The sequence below is a fragment of the Thermovibrio sp. genome, assembly GCA_015488335.1.
Classification (GTDB): domain Bacteria; phylum Aquificota; class Aquificia; order Desulfurobacteriales; family Desulfurobacteriaceae; genus Balnearium.
The window spans coordinates 1-17277 of sequence record WFNZ01000051.1; the positions used below are offsets into that span (position 1 = coordinate 1).

At 43.6% G+C, this 17277-nt stretch carries 19 protein-coding genes; all 19 read right to left on the reverse strand.

Annotation, left to right across the window (positions count from 1 at the left end; translation table 11 throughout):
• Positions 1–943, reverse strand: a 943-nt coding sequence (locus F8H35_RS05790; protein WP_472572592.1) for a hypothetical protein, incomplete at its 3' end; no start/stop codon positions are given.
• A gap of 37 nt (positions 944–980) precedes the next feature.
• A complete protein-coding gene (locus tag F8H35_RS05795; RefSeq protein WP_472572593.1) occupies positions 981–1592 on the reverse strand; it encodes a sigma-70 family RNA polymerase sigma factor in 612 nt (203 codons plus the stop codon).
• A complete protein-coding gene (locus F8H35_RS05800) occupies positions 1592–2446 on the reverse strand; it encodes a MinD/ParA family protein (protein WP_472572594.1) in 855 nt (284 codons plus the stop codon). Before F8H35_RS05800 ends, F8H35_RS05795 begins: the two co-directional genes overlap by 1 nt.
• Complete coding sequence (locus tag F8H35_RS05805; RefSeq protein WP_472572595.1) at positions 2446–3591, reverse strand: flagellar biosynthesis protein FlhF; 1146 nt, start codon at positions 3589–3591, stop codon at positions 2446–2448. Before F8H35_RS05805 ends, F8H35_RS05800 begins: the two co-directional genes overlap by 1 nt.
• Positions 3588–5666 carry a flagellar biosynthesis protein FlhA gene (gene flhA / locus F8H35_RS05810; protein ID WP_472572596.1) on the reverse strand — a complete coding sequence of 693 codons (2079 nt, stop codon included), beginning with the start codon at positions 5664–5666 and terminating at the stop codon, positions 3588–3590. Before flhA ends, F8H35_RS05805 begins: the two co-directional genes overlap by 4 nt.
• Positions 5666–5962 carry a flagellar biosynthesis protein FlgJ gene (locus F8H35_RS05815; protein ID WP_472572597.1) on the reverse strand — a complete coding sequence of 99 codons (297 nt, stop codon included), beginning with the start codon at positions 5960–5962 and terminating at the stop codon, positions 5666–5668. The genes flhA and F8H35_RS05815 overlap by 1 nt, the downstream gene beginning before the upstream one ends.
• Positions 5963–5970: 8 nt before the next feature.
• Positions 5971–7062 (reverse strand): flagellar basal body P-ring protein FlgI, encoded by a 1092-nt coding sequence (locus F8H35_RS05820; RefSeq protein WP_472572673.1) that lies wholly within the window; start codon positions 7060–7062, stop codon positions 5971–5973.
• Between the two features lie 8 nt (positions 7063–7070).
• Positions 7071–7622 carry a flagellar basal body L-ring protein FlgH gene (locus F8H35_RS05825; protein ID WP_472572598.1) on the reverse strand — a complete coding sequence of 184 codons (552 nt, stop codon included), beginning with the start codon at positions 7620–7622 and terminating at the stop codon, positions 7071–7073.
• 83 nt (positions 7623–7705) lie between these two features.
• Entirely contained in the window at positions 7706–8659 is a 954-nt protein-coding gene (gene flgA / locus F8H35_RS05830; protein WP_472572599.1) for a flagellar basal body P-ring formation chaperone FlgA, read from the reverse strand.
• A complete protein-coding gene (flgG, locus tag F8H35_RS05835; protein ID WP_472572600.1) occupies positions 8640–9440 on the reverse strand; it encodes a flagellar basal-body rod protein FlgG in 801 nt (266 codons plus the stop codon). The genes flgA and flgG overlap by 20 nt, the downstream gene beginning before the upstream one ends.
• 11 nt (positions 9441–9451) lie before the next feature.
• Positions 9452–10168 carry a flagellar hook-basal body protein gene (locus F8H35_RS05840; protein ID WP_472572601.1) on the reverse strand — a complete coding sequence of 239 codons (717 nt, stop codon included), beginning with the start codon at positions 10166–10168 and terminating at the stop codon, positions 9452–9454.
• A gap of 2 nt (positions 10169–10170) precedes the next feature.
• Positions 10171–10653 carry a flagellar motor switch protein FliN gene (gene fliN / locus F8H35_RS05845; RefSeq protein WP_472572674.1) on the reverse strand — a complete coding sequence of 161 codons (483 nt, stop codon included), beginning with the start codon at positions 10651–10653 and terminating at the stop codon, positions 10171–10173.
• On the reverse strand, positions 10547–11632 hold the full coding sequence (fliM, locus tag F8H35_RS05850; protein ID WP_472572602.1) for a flagellar motor switch protein FliM: 1086 nt from the start codon (positions 11630–11632) through the stop codon (positions 10547–10549). The genes fliN and fliM overlap by 107 nt, the downstream gene beginning before the upstream one ends.
• Before the next feature lie 8 nt (positions 11633–11640).
• Complete coding sequence (fliG, locus tag F8H35_RS05855) at positions 11641–12678, reverse strand: flagellar motor switch protein FliG (RefSeq protein ID WP_472572603.1); 1038 nt, start codon at positions 12676–12678, stop codon at positions 11641–11643.
• 7 nt (positions 12679–12685) lie between these two features.
• Positions 12686–13192 carry a YqhA family protein gene (locus F8H35_RS05860; protein WP_472572604.1) on the reverse strand — a complete coding sequence of 169 codons (507 nt, stop codon included), beginning with the start codon at positions 13190–13192 and terminating at the stop codon, positions 12686–12688.
• Positions 13193–14563, reverse strand: coding sequence for an ArsB/NhaD family transporter (locus F8H35_RS05865; RefSeq protein ID WP_472572605.1), 1371 nt, complete (start codon positions 14561–14563; stop codon positions 13193–13195).
• Positions 14563–16125 (reverse strand): DNA repair protein RecN, encoded by a 1563-nt coding sequence (locus tag F8H35_RS05870; RefSeq protein ID WP_472572606.1) that lies wholly within the window; start codon positions 16123–16125, stop codon positions 14563–14565. The genes F8H35_RS05865 and F8H35_RS05870 overlap by 1 nt, the downstream gene beginning before the upstream one ends.
• Position 16126: 1 nt before the next feature.
• Positions 16127–16711: a ribosome biogenesis GTP-binding protein YihA/YsxC gene (yihA, locus tag F8H35_RS05875; protein ID WP_472572607.1), complete on the reverse strand. Its 585-nt coding sequence runs from the start codon at positions 16709–16711 to the stop codon at positions 16127–16129.
• Entirely contained in the window at positions 16711–17277 is a 567-nt protein-coding gene (locus tag F8H35_RS05880) for a TlpA family protein disulfide reductase (RefSeq protein ID WP_472572608.1), read from the reverse strand. Before F8H35_RS05880 ends, yihA begins: the two co-directional genes overlap by 1 nt.

Below are 17277 nucleotides of genomic sequence, written 5' to 3' on the forward strand. Positions count from 1 at the left end.
CTATAAGTCGCTCATTAGTAGAGAAGCTCCTCACATCAATTACACTTCTTTGGTAAACAGAGAAATAGATTTTGCTATTTGATAATCTATATCCTGATTCCTTTGCCAAATCTTTCTTTTTTAAGAGAAAACCATCTCTTTCTAAATCTCCATTTTTAAATTTATTTAAAATCTTTATAGGCTCCAACGTCCCAATTTTTCTGGAAGTTACGTTCTTCAGATGGAAGCTCACTTTTTGATCTTTCAGCACAGACGTTCTCTCTTTTGAACTTTCAACCGTGGTAACTAAACTATGATTCACTATTTGCCCAGGAGCTACGCCAAAAAAGTGGATTGAATTTTGGGGAGCTCCCTCAAGGCTCACATGGTCTTTATCCAATTTGAATAGTCGTTCACTCCTATTTTTAATCAATTTTAACTGAAGTTTGGCGGGTAAAAACCTCTTTAAAGGTTTATAAGTAAAGACAGGAAGTTTTTCTTTCCTTTTTACTGCAGAAGATGAAAGTAACTCCTTTCTCAGCTTTGCTTTCAGAACCGGAAAAATGTAGCTCTTTCCATTATAAAGCCGACGTGCCAATCTATACTTCACAAAAACATCTTTCTCTTTAAGTGGAACTCTCAACATAAGTCCCTTATCTGGGGTAATCTTTTTTTCTTGTTTACTAAGCTTATCAGGAGAATTTATACTAATAGAACGGAGCTTTCCAGAATAGAGATTTGTTAAGGTGGATTTGTAATCCTGTAAAGAGAGAAGAGAAACATTTGAGTATTTTTTCAAAGGAAAACTACGAGAGATATTGGCAGTTTTTACTTCCTCCTTTAAGGAGTTTAGTAAAATATACCTAAAAAGGTTTTCACTACTATGCTCTTTTAAGGCATCAGCCCTACCTTTCTTTTTTGTGCTAAATCCTGGAGCAGACAGCAGAACGTGAAAAATGTTCATCTCTCCCTCTTTAAAAATTGACATTTTCAATTATAACTTATAATTGACGTTCCAGTGTTTTCTTTAATTTCTTTAAAGCTCCTGTTTTTATCTGCGAAACTCTTGAGACTGAAACTCCCAGTATCTCTCCTATAGACTTAAGGTCAAGCTCCTCAACAAATATGAGCTGAAGAACCAACTGCTCCTTTTCTGAAAGCTGAGATATTGCGGAAGAGAGGACTCTCTTTGCTTCTTCCCTCAAAACCTGTTCTTCCGGGTCGGGAAAGTCTGAAACGAGAGTATCCTTTACAAAGTATCTCTCCGAATTTCCAAAGAGCTTTTCCTCAATTGAGATAAGTGTGGCTATCTCTTCCCTTAATTCTGATGTTTCCCCATTTTTTATCTTCTCCCTCACATTTCGTGGGAGAAAGTCCAGTTTCCTCAAATAATCTAATATCTCTCCCCTTATCTTTATGTAAGCATAGGTGGAGAACTTCGCTCTGTTTGAATCGTACTTTTCTATAGCTTTGATAAGACCTATAACTCCCGTATTTACCAGTTCATCAAAATCAACAACCCCTTCAGGGAGCCTCCTGAAAATTTTACTGGCAACCTTCCTGACAAGAGGAAGGTGCTCCATAACAAGGTCTTTCCTTGACTTCGTATACATCAAACACCTTCCCTGAAGAACCGAATTAGCCTGCTTATAAAACTCTCCTTCTCTTCGGGAATAACCTCTCCCGTTTCTAACTGAACTATCTTTTTAAGCTCTGTAGAAAACGGATCTGAAGGGTATAGATGAACTACAGGTTTGGCTTCTTTCAAGGCTTCTTTCAATCTTGAAGAGTAGGGAAGAATACCTGCAAGTTTTAAACGGAAACCTAAGAACTTTTCAACAGACGTTCTGAGTCTGTCAAAGGTCTCAAAGCCCTCGTTCTTAGACGAAGCAGAGTTGACTATGACTTTAAATGAAGAATAACCGTAAACCCTGTAAACGCTTTTTATAAAGGCATAGGCATCTGTAAGAGCAGTAGGCTCTGGAGTAGTTATAACGTAGGTTTCAGAAGCTGCCCTTGAAAAGTTAACTGTAAACCGGGAAATGCCGGCAGAGTTGTCTAAAATGATAAAGTCGTAGTTATCTATAACTCTGTCTAACTGGATTAACAGGTTTGCCGCTTCGTAAGATTCCAACTCTTCTAAGGAGTCTATACCGGAGAATCCCAGAACAACGTCAAAGTTGTAGGCCCGTTGAACAACCTCTTTGAGGGAGCTCCCCTTCAAAACCGCCTTCAAGTTCTTTGAAGGGTCAAGCCCCAGTAGAAGGTGAACATTTCCAAGACCTATATCGCAGTCAAGAAGGAGAACTCTTTTACCAAAAACGTTAGCAAGTGTATAGGCAAAGGACGTTGATACGGTCGTCTTTCCAACCCCTCCTTTGCCGCTGACAAAAGAGAGGACTTTACACCTGTTACCTCTGTTTCTCTCCCTTACAAGCTCTATCAACTTTTCTGCCTGCTTCTCCATCAGCCTCCCAGTAAAATATCAGCTATTACGGTAGGTGTCAGGAGTTTAATATCCTCAGGAACCCTCTGACCTGTGCTTACATACGAAAGGGGAAGACCCGATTTAACACCCACATTAACCATAACACCAGGTTTTGAAGATTCATCAATCTTCGTAAATAAGAGGAAATCTACAGGGAAAAAGCTTCTGTACCGGTTTACAACCTCTATGGCCTCTTTAGTATCGTAGTTGCAGGAGATTAGCAGAACGTACTCTATAGAAGTTCCTAAAATAGAAAGAGTGGCTTTTATCTCTCCCAATCTGAAGTAGTCGTAGTGGCTCCTGCCTACCGTATCTATCAGGATAACGTCTAAGTCCTTCAGGTTTTCAACTATCTCTTTCAGTTTCTTTTGATCTGTAGCAACGTAGAAAGGGACGTTAAGTATTGAAGCGTAAATACGTGCCTGTTGAGTTCCCCCAACTTTAAAAGTGTCTGTGGAGATAACACCAACTTTTAGTTCCTGCTCTATAACGAACTTACTGGCAAGCTTAAACAGGTTTGTGGTCTTTCCAACTCCTGTAGGACCTACGAAGGCAAAAATCCTCTGGTTTCCCTTCTCTACCTTTAATTCACCGGTAAAGGAAAGTTTCTCTTCAAAAGCATTTATCAGTGCTTCTTTAAAAGTATTGGTGTTAAGGTCTAATTTCTCTGCCTCTATGTCTAAGCCACAGGAAACTTTAACTAGTTCAACGGCAATGTCGGGTTCTACTCCCTTTTTAACAAGAATGTTAATAAGCTCAACAGCATCTCCGGTAAACTCATCAATCTGCGGAATGGAACAGGGTGCTTTATCCTCAAGGTGTTCTGGAACAGATGGAATAGGCACAGGCTGTTGAGAAGGCAGTTTGGAAACGTTTTCTTTGAGGGTTAAAAGGAGCTCCTTAACTTCCTTCAGCTCCTCCTCAAGTTTTTCTACCTCCCTCTCCTTTTCTTCTCTCTTTTCTTTCTTTGTAACAAAGAGTCTATAACGTCTTTTCTTAAGAAAAGGAATTATACCGGGAATCTTCTCTACCTCGTAGTAGAGTATCTCAACGTCACCCAACTCCTCTTTAGCCCTTTCTATAAGGGCATCTAAATCCTCTCCTTCATAAATCTTCACACTCATTTTCCGTCAACCACCCCCACAATATTCAGCTGAACCCCAGGTTCAACCTCTGCATAAGAGAGAACGGCAACGTTCGGAAGGTAAGGTTCAAAAATCATCCGAACAAATCGCCTAACAGCCGGTGAGGTAAGAACAACAGGAATCAGCTGTTGACTCAGGAAGTGACCAACCCCTTCTGAAACGCTTTTAACCAAGTTCTGAACAAAAACAGGGTCTAAAGGTGGAAGGTAGCCTTCATTTTCCTTAACCTTCTTTAGTATAAAGTCTTCAGCTTCTGGAGAGAGAGAAAGGGCTGTTAAAACACCGTTCTTAGCGTAAAGGCTCGTAATGAGACGGGATAAGGACTGTCTCGCAAATTCTGTAAGGACATCGGGATCCTGGGTCTTCTCAATGTTATCTGCAACAGACTCAATAATCGTTAATAGGTCTTTAACGGGAACTCCCTCCTTCAGGAGGTTCTGAACAACTTTTGTCAGGATACCGTAAGAGACCGGCTCTGGAACCATATCTCTAACAACCGGGTATCGTGAAGCCAGTTTTGTAACCATTTCTTTAATATCAGACCTGCTGATAATTTCGTGAGCATGCTTTTTGATAACCTCCGACAGATGGGTAACTATAACGGTAGGAACATCTACAACCGTATAACCTAAAAGCTTTGCCCTGTCTTTCTCAGAATCATCAACCCAGTATGCCGTAAGACCAAAGGCTGGCTCCTTGGTAGGTTTCCCCTTTACCTCTCCCCTTACACCTCCAGTATCAATTGCAAGAAACTTGCCAGGTTCAATCTCTCCCCTCGCAACTTCCACATCTCTCAAAAGTATTCTGTACTCGTTAGGCTTCAGCTCAAGGTTATCCCTTATATGAACAAGAGGAATAACTATTCCAAGCTCCTTAGCAAGCTGTTTCCTGAGGTTCTTTATCTTCTCAACGATCTCTCCTCCCTGGCTCTCATCAACGTAAGGAATGAGGGAGTAGCCGATTTCAAGGGTTATAGGTTCAGGTTGAACTATCAGATCTTCTACCTTTTCTTCCTTACCCTTTTCTATGAGTTCCTTGGCTTTCTTCTGGGCCTCTTCAAATTCTTTAACTGTTTCGTACTTATAGACCATATAACCGACAGCAGCAACAAGGGCAGCAAGAAGAGAGAAGGGAAGCGTAGGCATTCCGGGAACTATACCGATAATGGCCAGAATCAGGGCAGCCATAAAAAGGGGTTTATGGTACTTGGTAAGCTGTTTGAATATCTCATGCCCCAGGTCTGTTTCAGCTGCTGCCCGCGTAACCATAAGACCTGCAGCAGTTGAGGTGATAAGAGAAGGAATTTGAGATACAAGGCCATCTCCAACTGTGAGAATAGTAAAGGTTTTAAGGGCGTCTGAAAAGCTCATGTGGTGCTGAACCATACCTATTATTAAACCACCTATGATGTTTATAAGGGTTATGATAATGCCAGCTATGGCATCTCCACGGATAAACTTTGAAGCACCGTCCATAGCTCCGTAAAAGTCGGCTTCTCTGGCTATTTCCTCTCTCCGCCTTCTGGCCTCTTCTTCATCTATAAGACCGGCGTTCAGATCTGCATCTATACTCATCTGTTTTCCGGGCATTGCATCCAAAACGAAGCGTGCGGCAACTTCTGAAATCCTCTCTGTACCTTTTGTAACAACGATGTAGTTTATTATGACCAGAATGGCAAAGACGATAATTCCAACAACGTAGTTACCACCAACAACGAACTGACCAAAAGCTTTTATAACGTTACCGGCTGCCTCTGGCCCCTCGTTTCCGTGGAGAAGAATCCTCCTGGTTGTAGCCACGTTGAGGGAGAGACGGAGAAGGGTTGCAAGGAGAAGGAGTGAAGGGAAAGAGGAGAGCTCCAACGGGTGCCTCACGTAAACCGTCGTCATAAGGATAACTAAAGAGAAGGAAATGCTGAAGGTAAGGAGAATATCTAAAAGGAGTGGTGGAATGGGAAGTATCATGCTAGCCAGAATGGCCAGTATAAGAATGACAAATATGAGGTCTGAATACTTGTAAACCCGCGAGTAGTACAGAGTTAGAGATTCTTTCATCAACTTCCCTCTCTCCCGTAAGCCTTCAAAACTCTACTGAACATAGGTTCAAGGCTCTTTCCAATTTCTTCTCCTATCTTCTGGGAGAGCTCCATATTGAAAAGATCCCAGTAAAGCTTCGTAGAGAAATTCCCTTCAGGAGAAAAAAGACCTTCTGGCATAGACTTTTCTGCCTCTTTGAGGAACTGGTTAACAAGGTAAACTTCAAACTGTCTAACCGCCTCTTTTCCGCTCTTTATTTCCTCAATCTGGGCAAGATCCCAGTAAACCTCTGCTCTACCTACCCCGTCTAACATCTTTCACCCTACATAATTATCAGTTTTGCGTGGAGCTTACCTGCAGCTTTTATGGCCTGAATTATCGCTATAAGGTCACCAGGGGAAACTCCTAACTGGTTTAAAGCCTTTACAAGGTCTTTAAGTGACGGAGAGTTAATCGCAAATATCCTTCCGTGCTCCTCAACAACCTGGGTTTGAACGTTTTGAACAACTTTAGTCTGGCCACCAGAAAGGGGAGGTGGTTGTGAAACAACAGGAGTTTTTGTAACAGAAACGTAAATGTTGCCGTGGGAAACGTATACAGGAGGATCTATTTTAACGTCGCCACTCATTATAACAGTCCCCGTCTTCTCGTAGATAACAACTGTGGGTTCAGGATTTGTATCCACTTTAAGGTTCAAAACTTCAGAGATAAACTGGACTTTATCCACTCCCGGAGGATAGTTAACCTTAACAGTTGCAGAGTCTACAGCTCTTGCTATTTTCATTTTAAAGTGGCTGTTTATCTTTTCGGCTATCTCACTGGCAATGGAAAAGTTGGGAGAGTTCAGTGTAAGGGTTAAATTTTTAAGCTGGGAAAGTTCAAAAGGAAGAGGCCTTTCAACGATACCACCGTTTGGAACAATACCCGCCGTAGGAAAGTTCTTCTGAACCTTTCCCCCTCTGTTTGACTCGCTGTAACCTCCTCCGGTTGAAACAGGTCCCTGGGCAAAGGCGTATATCTTTCCGTCGGGTCCCATAAGTGGAGTTCTGATAAGAACTCCGTTGGCTATGCTCTTTGCATCACCTAAAGAGGCAACTTCAACGTCAAAGGTCATTCCCGGCTTTGCAAAAGGGGGAAGCTTTGCCGTTACGATAACGGCAGCAGCGTTTTTCGTCTTTATAGCCTTAGGGTCTATGTAAATTCCCATTTTCCTGAGCATATTTGCAATACTCTGGAGCGTAAAAACGCTGGTAGTTCCATCTCCGCTACCGTTTAAACCAACAACAATTCCGTAACCGGTAAGGTAGTTAGGCCTTACCCCTTCAACGTTAACCAGAGTTCCTATTTTTACCTCTGCTCCCAACGAAACGGCTGTAAAGAGGAAAAAGAGGAGTAGAAATCTCAAAATAACCATGTTAACTCCTAAAACGGCCATATTTTCTCAAGGAGTCTTGCCAGCCAGCCGGGTCTTTGGGAGTTGTTAAAGTAGCCTTTCCCGTTGTATTCAACGTACATATCGGCCACTTTAGAAGAGGGAACGGTGTTATCGGGCCCTATATCGCTCGGACGGACTATTCCCGATATTCTGAGAACCTGAAAGTCGTCGTTTATTTTTATCGTCTTCTCTCCAACGACAAAAAGGTCTCCGTTGGGATAGACCTTAACAACCCTTGCTGATATTGTGGCTATAAGTTTGGCGTTCCTGCTGGTAGAACTCTTACCACTAAAACTTGTAGAGGGAGAAGTAGAAAAACCTAAGAGAGGGTCTTTACTCTTGCCTGGAAATGGTTTTCCAAAAACTTTAGGCTTATTGAGATTTATGTTGTAAGAGCTTTTCTTACCAGAACTGGTTTTTGCAGAGCCAACTCCTGACAGGTTTTCGTAAACGGCAATAGTAACAACATCTCCAACGTTGTGGGCTTTGGGGTCTGAGAAAAGGTTGCCGCTCCCGGTAAAGAGTGAACCAGGAGACACTATTCGTTCCTGAGCAATAGACTTTGGTTCTTTAGGAAAAACAACTACCTCCTTTTTTTCCTCCCCACACGAGGAAAGGAGAACTAATGGGATACAAACTCCACCAATCCATTTCCAGTAACTCTGCATAGCAAAACTTTTCCGGTAGATGGGTTTTTCACCTTTATTATATTCCCCACAACGCCGTCCTGCAGAGCTATTCCCAGGAGCTCCACCCTTATAGCCCCGCTTCTGTAAACCACCCTTACGGGCTGATTCCTCTTCACCGCAAAGTTTGGAATGATTCCAGTTTTCGTTATAACGTCTCCAGGCAGAAAATCCTTCCTTGCCGTAGCCCCAACGATAGAAGAGATACTATCAGTTCCTCCTCTGGCCCTACTTTCAACAACCTCTTTCAGCGAGACTTCATCGGAAGTGATAACACTTCCTCGGGGAATAGGTTTTACAGCAACGACAACTTTCACCTTTCTCTCAACTCTAACTGGGAGCCAGAACTTTTTAACCGTTTTCCCGTTAACAGTTATCTCGTAGATAAATCGGGCTGAACTCCGCCCCAAATAATCAAGTGATAGGTGCTCTTCATATTTACTGTAGGGAAGCTTTAACTTTAAGTCGGGAACAGAAATCACCTCGTACTGAGGGTAGTTTCTCCTGAAAAAATCTTCAATCAGTTTCCTTATGTGGTCGCCGTCAACAACTGAACAGACAGAGGTTATCAGAATCCTCTCTGGCCCTTTTACAGCTATCTCCCTTATAGAGATGCCATTCTCTCTCAGGTAATCGGCTATTTCCCTTGCAACATCTGTTTTTGAAATGCTCCTCTCACTGCAGGGTGGTGGTGAATCGGCAACTTTTATGGCAGAGAGGAGCTCCCTCTCAGCAGGACTTCCCTTAATCTCTGAAATCTCTCCTAAGGTTACCTCTTGACCGGAAACCCGAGAGTGATTTTTAAGGAAAACTTCAGCCCCAAAGGAAATGGAAGAAGAGAGGAGAAAGAAGAAACAGAGGGTCAAAAGGTTAACTCTTAAGGCTAGCAACAGTTCTGAGCATCTCATCGGCAGCAATTATCCCTTTAGAATTAATTTCGTAAGCTCTCTGGGCGACTATCAGGTTGACCATCTCCTCAACAATGTTTACGTTTGAAGCCTCCAAGAAGCCCTGAGTCAGCTTTCCAAAACCGTCTGTGTTCGGGTCTCCCTCTATAGGCTCTCCGGAAGCGTCGGTCTGAACAAAGAGGTTTCCACCTATAGCTTTCAGACCAGCCGGGTTCATAAACCTGTAGAGCTTAATCTGGCCTACTTCTTCAGTTACCTCCTGACCACCGGAGTTCCTTACAACGTAAACTTTCCCACTGGGGGAAATTGAGATACTTACAACTGTCTCCGGAGATGAGATTTGAATGTTTGGAGAGAGTTTGTATCCTTCAGGAGTGACGAAGTAGCCCTGGTCGTCAAGCTGGAAGTTTCCAGCCCTCGTATAAGCCTCTCCTCCGCCGGGAAGCTCTATCTTAAAGAAGCCGTGCCCCTGAATGGCTATATCAAGGGGTTTGTCCGTCTTTATTAAACTCCCTTGAGTAAATATCTTGCTGACGTCTGAGAGTTTTACACCAAGGCCTATCTGAATTCCAGAAGGAACCCTGTTCTCGTCGGAGCTCATAACCCCCGGGTCTCTGATGTCCTGGTATATCAGGTCCTCAAAGTTAGCCCGCGATTTCTTAAAACCTACGGTGTTAACGTTTGCTATGTTGTTTGAGATAACGTCAAGGTTTGTCTGCTGAGCTTCCATTCCAGAAGCTGAAGTCCAGAGAGCCCTAAGCATATCTCCCTCCTTTAAACTTTTCCTATCTCGTTGCTCTTAAGGTTCAGTTGGTCAAGGCCTCTAATTAGATTCCCGTATATCTCAAACCTCCTCTGGGCCTCTATGAGCCCAACCATCTCCTTTACAGGATTCACGTTTGAATCCTCTAAGTACCCCTGAAGAACTGCAGCATCTGTAGCCATTGGTTGTCCATTTCCGGCGTAGTAGGAGTTTCCTAAAGGTTTTACAGAGGAGAAATCAACAATCTTTAAAACGCCTACCTTTCTATCCCCATCGTAAACAACTCCGTCTTCCGTAATGGTTACTTTTGACTCACCACTTAAAACTATCTCCCTATCGGATATATCTAAAACCGGATTGCCGTTTGCATCAACAAGCTTCCCGTCTGAACCGATAAAGAAGTGGCCGTTTCTGGTGTAGACCTCACCGGCCTTCGTCTTCACCGCAAAGAACCCTCTTCCCTTAAGAGCAACGTCTAACGGGTTTCCTGTTTTCCTGAGAGCTCCCTGCTCCAGTACAACGTCTGTCTGCTTGAACCTGGGAAAAATTAAAAGGTTGTAGCTGTCTCCTCTGTTCTTGGGAATGTGCTGGGAAAACTCCTCCATAAGGATTCTCTTAAAACCGGGAGTGTTGAGGTTGGCTATGTTATTCGTAACGATGTTTAGCTGCTCTTTCGCCCTTTCACTGCCTGCAGCAAGAACGTAAAGAGGCTGAACCGTAAGCGCCATAACTACTCCTCAATAAGTTTCAGTCTCTCCTCCGGCGTTATTATCTGAACTATCTCAACGCCGTAGTTATCCTCAACCTGGTAGAGCCTACCCTTTGCCACTAACTTTCCGTTTATCTTTATATCTACCGGCTCATCTACAAACCTGTCAAGCTCAACAACGCTGTTTGAGTGAAGCCTCAGTATCTCTTCAAGTGTTAACTTCGCAGAACCTATCTCAACGCTTATTTCAAGAGGAATGTCCTTTAAAAGTTCAAACTCCTTATCACAGTTCTCTCCCTTTTCAGAGGAAGGGGCTTCTGTTTCGGAGGGAGCTCCCTGCTGCTTTAGAGCCTCCTCCCACTCCTTCGCCAGCTCTTCCTGACCCTCTTCTCCTTCTTTACTCTCCTCCTGCTGTTTCAGGGCCTCTTCCCACTCCTTCGCTAGTTCCTCCTGACTCTTCTCCCCTTCCTGCTGCTTCAGGGCTTCTTCCCACTCCTTCGCCAGCTCCTCCTGGTTCTTCTCCTCCTCTGCCATCATCATCTCCATTTATGAAATTGTAGATAAGGGCAGCGTATCTATCCTTAACCTTACCCATTCTGGCTAGGAATTTAGGACTATCCTCAACGTAGAGTTTCAGGAGATCCTCTTTACCAACTCCTAAATCTATCCTATCACCAACTCTCCAGGAAAGAACCTCTTTCATTGAAAATGTTTTCCTGGTAAGCTCTAATGAAACCTTCAGTCTCGTCTTCAGAAGTTTATTTTTCAGGTGCTCTTCCCAGACCGGATCCCTTTCTGCAAAGAGGGACTCAGAGAAAATGAGCTCTTTAATCGGCATAAAGAGACCCTGAGGGAAGCAGAAGAAAAATGGAGCCTCATAACCGTCAATATCCATACTGCACTCTACAACTATAACTTTCTCGTTTCCTGAAACTATTCTGGCAAGTGCAGGGTTCAGCTCTATTCCACGGAGTTCCAACGTAACAGGGTAAACGTCCTGCCACACCTGTTCAAAGGTCTCTAAAGAGAGCTTTACCAGATCCTGAATAACTCTCATTTCAAGCTTCGTAAACTCTCTACCCTCTATTTTAAAGGGCTCTGCAGGACCTCCGAACATAACGCTGATAATGACAAAGACCAGACGGGAGTCAAGAACAAAGAGGAAGTTCTCTTTAAATGGCCTCATTGCAACTATGCTGTAGCTTGCAGGCATGGGTATTTTTGCCATGAAGGACTGGAAGCGAGTTATGTAAACAGAATCTTTTGTTACCATACCTATCTGGGGAACGAGCCCCCTCACCCGCTCCCTGTAAACCTTGACCCACCGTTCAAAGAGGAGTTCAAGACCGGGAACGCCCCCTTTCTTTATGTGCTCTACCTGGTCAAAGTCAAAGGGAGCTACCTTCTTTTCCTCTTTTTTCTCTTTCTTACCGCCACCTAAAAGGGCGTCTATCTCTTCCTGAGAGAGGAACTCTTCTGCCACAGAGCCTCCTAAATAAGCTCCTCAGAGCCGCCAAGCTCTATTTTTCCTTCTTCTGCCAGTTTCTTGATTATAGCAATGACTTTCTTACGGGCCCTCTCAACGTCAGACTTCTTAACAGGTCCTAAAGCCTCAAGGTCTTCAAGGAACATCTGAGCAGCACGCTTAGACATGTTGGAGAGGAACTTATCAAGGATTTCCTGGGGAGCTCCCTTAAGGGCCAGAAGCAGGTCGTTCTTATCAACAGCCTTGAGTATTTCAATAATTGCCCTGTTATCAAGCTTAATGATGTCTTCAAACTTGAACATCCTCTCTTCAATTGAATCGGCAAGGGATGGATTCTCTTTGCGAATTTCGTCAAGGAGCTCCTGAGCAACCTCTTTAGGTAGGTTGTTAACTATTTCTGCTGCAATATCTAAACCGCTCAAGGTCTGCTCTTTACCGGCACCAATACTTGCAAGCTCCTCTTCAAGGGCTTCCGTAACAATCTTTAAGGTTTTCATAGAGATCTTCTCAAGCTGGGCAAGTCTTTTTATAACTTCCTCCCTAACGTTCGTAACACCCAACCGTTTCGGAAGGTACTGTATAACCTCAGCAGCCTTCATAGGGGGAAGCTGGGAAAGAATAATGGCAATTATCTGTGGGTGCTCTTTCTCTATGAGTTTTGCTATAAACTTGGCATCCATCTTTTTCAATTCTTCAAATACAACCTTGCCAGACTCAGAGAGCATTGTCTCCTCAAGGAGCTCCTGTAGTTTATCGGGCGGAAGGGCCTTCTCAAGTAAACGCCTTAACTCATCGGGAGCCGTTCTGAGGGGGGCTATTTCTGATAGCTCATCGTAAGCCTCTTTCAGAACCAGCTTAACCATATCCTTCTTTATCGTTCCAAGGGAGAGAATAGTTTTCGCAATACGGGTTAGCTCGTGCTCTCTGAGTTTTTTTATAACGTTAATTGCAACATCTTCGGGCAGAGAAAGAATGAGAATTGCAGCCTTCTGAGTTCCCGTAATCCTCTCTGTTCTGTGTTTCTCTTCCCCTTTCTGAGCCATAATTCAATCAGTCCTTTTTATGACTGAAGTAGAGTGCTAAAGCAAGCATCAGAACACCAACAGCTAAATAGAGGGTCTGAAGAGGAGTTTCATACCTGATGTGAATAGCGTACTTAAAGAACGTAACTATAAGAACCATTAAAACAACTTTCGCAAGCTTTTCCTTCAAATCGTCAAGGTTGTGAATCGCCAGAATCTTACTTGAGTTCTCGTCGTTCTCTGCCTCGTCTATTTTGCTGATAAAGAGTTCATAGAGTCCCAAAGAGAAAATGATAAGAACCGTTGCAATAAGGTAGAGGTCAATGGCGCCAACAATGGCGCTGACAAGGACTTCATGTTCCTCTTTTGAAATGTGGAAACCGTTGACAAAAAGTTCATAAACAGGCTCGTATATCTCATAAGAAGCAACCACAAACAGACCAAAAGAGGCAAGAAGAGAGAAGAGAACAGCAATAATAACCATCCAACGGGTTCTCCAAAGAAAAGCCTCAAAGAATCTCTCAATAAATTTCATTTAAAATCCTCCAAAAACTGCGTGCTCAACGTAGAAAAGGAGTATGGCCGTTATAACAGTAACAGCTGCAACGGGCGTTCCGTACTTCATAAACCTGAAAAAGTCTATTTTGTAGCCGTTCCTCTCTGCAATGTCTGCAGTTACGATATTAGCAGAAGCACCTATCAGGGTAAGGTTACCGCCCAAACAGGCCCCTAAAGAGAGTGCCCACCAGAGGGGGTCCATAACAGATCCCATCTGCATCTCCATTCCCTTAAGGACGTAAGCCATAGACATTGTAAAAGGAATATTGTCAACAAACCCTGAAATAAGAGCAGATACGAAACCTACGAGGATTATCCCTTCGTGGATGTTGTTGCCAATAGCCTCTATCAGCCACTTTGCAGCTATGTCAAAAACGCCGTTGACTTCAAGGGCACCAACAACCATAAAGAGACCCATGAAGAAGATGAGAGTTGTCCACTCAACTTTTTCTAATATCCAGGCGGGAGAGAGACTGCTGATAAAGGCAAGAACTGTGGCCATTGTTAAAGCGATGACTCCCGGTTCAAGACCGATGTCGTGACCTACAATAAAGAGAAGTATTGTTATAACGAAAATGCTGACAGACTTCTTCATCAGTTTTCTATCAAGGAGCTTCTCATCAACTTTTCCAGAGAGTATATCCTCAAGTTCCTCAGCAGTTGCCTGAGCCCTCAGGAATCCGCCTTTAGCCATCATAAAGTGCATAACGGCAAGGCCTAAAAGGAAGGCTAAAATAGCATAAGGAGCAACTTCTTCAAGGAAATCGTTAAACGTTTTACCTGCAATACTTCCAATGATAATGTTTGGCGGGTCACCGATTAGAGTTGCAGTACCACCGGTATTTGAGGCAAGAACTATAGCTATAAGGTAGGGAATGGGGTTAAGCTTCAGCCTTTCAGCGATGTTTATCATAACGGGAGCCATGAAGAGAACTGTTGTAACGTTATCAAGGAAGGCTGAAAAGAGAGCTGTTAGAAGCGAGAAAACCCAGAGAACTCTCGTTGGTGAGCCCTTTGTTATCTGAACTGCCTTTGCTGCAACAAGGTGGAAGAAACCGCTTTTACCCATTACGGTAACGATGTTCATCATTCCGAAAAGAAGGAGTATGGTGTTCTGATCAATTGACTCCCATGCCTTTTCAGGAGTTATAACTCCAATGATGAGAACGAGAGAAGCTCCTATAAGGGCTGCAATGGTTCTGTGGAAGAACTTTTCAAGGAGTATCATTGCGTAGGTTAGAATGAAGAGAAGGACTGAGAGCTCTGCCAGCTCCGTTTTGGTTAAGTGAACGTGGAAAGCTTCTAAAAGTCCCCCTACCGTCTTTGCAGCTTCACTTCCGTGCTCCATCACTCCTCCCAGCTCTTTAGTAGGTCTTGAGCAGTTTTTATACCGCTCTCTGTAACTTCACCCGAGAGCATAATAGAGAGCTCCCTAACCACCTCCTCACCCTCAAGGACTCTAATGTTTACGTTCCCATTAAAGTCCTTCTCTAACTTAAAAACCCTGTCTGCCGCAGCAGCAACCTGAGGAGAGTGGCTAACGGCAAGAACCTGCTGGTTCTCCGATATAGCCCTGAGCTTCTTAGCAACCTTCCGTAGTATTTTACCCGACATTCCAGCGTCTATCTCGTCAAAGACCATCGTTACACCGGGAAAAGAGAAGAAACTGAGAATTGAGAGGAGAAACCGGGAGAGCTCCCCACCTGAAATAGACTCTGAAAGGGGAGAGAGAGGAAGTTTTGGGTTTCCGGAAAAGAGAAAGGAGATCTTTTCAAGGCCAAAAGGAGAAGGCTTTTCAAGCTCTTCAAATAATACCTCAAAGCGGGCGCTTTCAAGTCCTAACTCAGAAAATGAACGCTTCAGGTACTCCTTAAGCTTCTCAGCTCCCTCTCTTCTCCTCTCAGAGAGCTCCCTTCCCAACCGGTAGAGCTCTTCCTCAAGCTCCTTTACCCTTTTCTCTGTCTGTTCAACTTCAAAGGTTATATTTTCAAGCCTTTCAAGTTTTTCTCTAACATTTTTCAGAAAAGCGTTAATCTCATCGTAACTTGAACCGTACTTCCTCTTTAAACGCTCTATCTGGTAGAGTCTGTTCTCTATTTCCTCTAAGGAGAGTTCTGTTTCAGGGGGTTCAACTTCTCTCTCTATTTCAGAAACGATGCTCTCTATTTCAAAGTAAACAGAGTTAAGCTTATCAAGGATTTCTGAATAGAGACCGCTTTTTTCAAACTCCCTGACAACCTCAGCTAACCTGTCTAAAACGGAACCCTCACACTCGTAGAGGAAGCAGAGGGATTTTGAGCGGAGCTCCCTTATCTGATCAGCCCTTTCAACTCTCTCTTTCAACTGTCGCAGCTCTTCCTCTTCACCGGGTTGAAGATTAACCCTTTCAATCTCTTCAATTTGGAACCTGAGTATGTCAATCTCTCTGTCCCTCAGCCTCTCCTCTTCCCTGAGTTTTTCAAGTTCTAAAAGCACTTCTGTGTATTCAGCGTAAACTTCCCTGTACTCCGATAGGAGTCCTATGTTTTCTGAGAATGTGTCAAGGAGCTGGAGTTGAACAGAAGGCTTAAGGAGTGTTACCCCCTGTCTCTGAGACTGGAAAACAAAGAGGGGTGAAACAACCTCTTTAATTTTCTGCTGGGGAACTCTCATACCGTTGAGGAAGTAACGGGAGCGATTTCCTAAGACTTCCCGTCTGACGCAGACCTCCTCGCCGTTTAAATGGAAAACGGCTTCAACAAAGGTTCCGTCGGAAACGAAAGGGAAACGGTGGCCGGTGAGAAAGTTTATTGATGAAAGAAGAAGAGACTTCCCCGTTCCAGTTTCCCCAACAATAACGTTAAAACCCTTAGATAGAATAAGCTCTCCGGAAATTGCACCGAACCTGTGAAGGCGGAGCTCCTCAAGCATATCAAGACTCTACAAAGTTTCTTATCTCTCTCAGAAGAACGTCTCTACCCTCTCGGGTTTTAGAGGAAAAAGGTATCACCTTAACAGAAGAATCGTTAAACGTTTCCCGTATCCTCTCTCCTAACTTTGCTCTCTCCTTCTTTTTTAGCTTATCAACCTTTGTGGCAACAACAACGTAAGGAATCCCGTAAAAATCAAGCCAATCTTTCATCTGAACATCTTTTTCTGTAGGGCCAACCCGTGAATCTACGAGGAGAAAAACACCTTTAAGCCTATCTCTCTCTTTCAGATAGCTCTCTATAAGCTCCCTCCACCTCTTCTGCTCCTCAAGGGGAACTTTTGCAAAACCGTAACCGGGAAGGTCAACGAGGAAAAACCGGTCGTTGACAAGGTAGAAGTTGACAGAACGGGTCTTCCCCGGCTCAGAACTCACTTTCGCAAGTTTAAAGTTGTTAACCAGAGTGTTTAAAAGGGAAGATTTCCCCACGTTTGAACGGCCAACAAAGGCCACCTCGTTGTAGGGAGTTTGGGGAAGGTCTTCAGGTTTATAGACAGTTCTGTATAGCTTTACCTTCCTTATCTTCATTACTCCTCTTTGAGGAGCTGGTCTATGGCCTTCCTGAAGAGCCCCTCGTAAGATGGGGCAAACCCTACCTCGTAGTAGCGGATATAACCGTTTTTGTCTATTATGTAGGTCTGTGGAATTGAATCAAGGCCTGTAATTCTTCCTGCATACTCGTCCCATGCCTTGTCTGTAGATGGCCCAACAAGGTAGCTGACCCCCATCTTCTCAACAAAGGGTTTGAGCTTTTCAGGGGGAGCTCCCGTATAGTCAACAGATAGACCTATAACAACAACCTTCCCTTTGTAGTCTTTGTAGATTTTGTCAAGAACCGGCATCTCTGCCCTACAGGGCGGACAGTAGGTTCCAAAGAACTGAAGAACAACAACCTTCCCTCTAAAGTCAGAAAGGTGGTGAACCTTACCGTTTACGTCTGTAAAAGTGAAATCGTAAGCTTTAACGCCTTGATTTTCTGTCTTTTTGGAACTTACAGTACTCTTTTCAACTGGCTTTACACCGGTAGATTCCTTCTGACATCCAGAAAAAGCTAATAGTGAAAAAACTATCGTGGCGGTTAGAAGCTTTCTCAT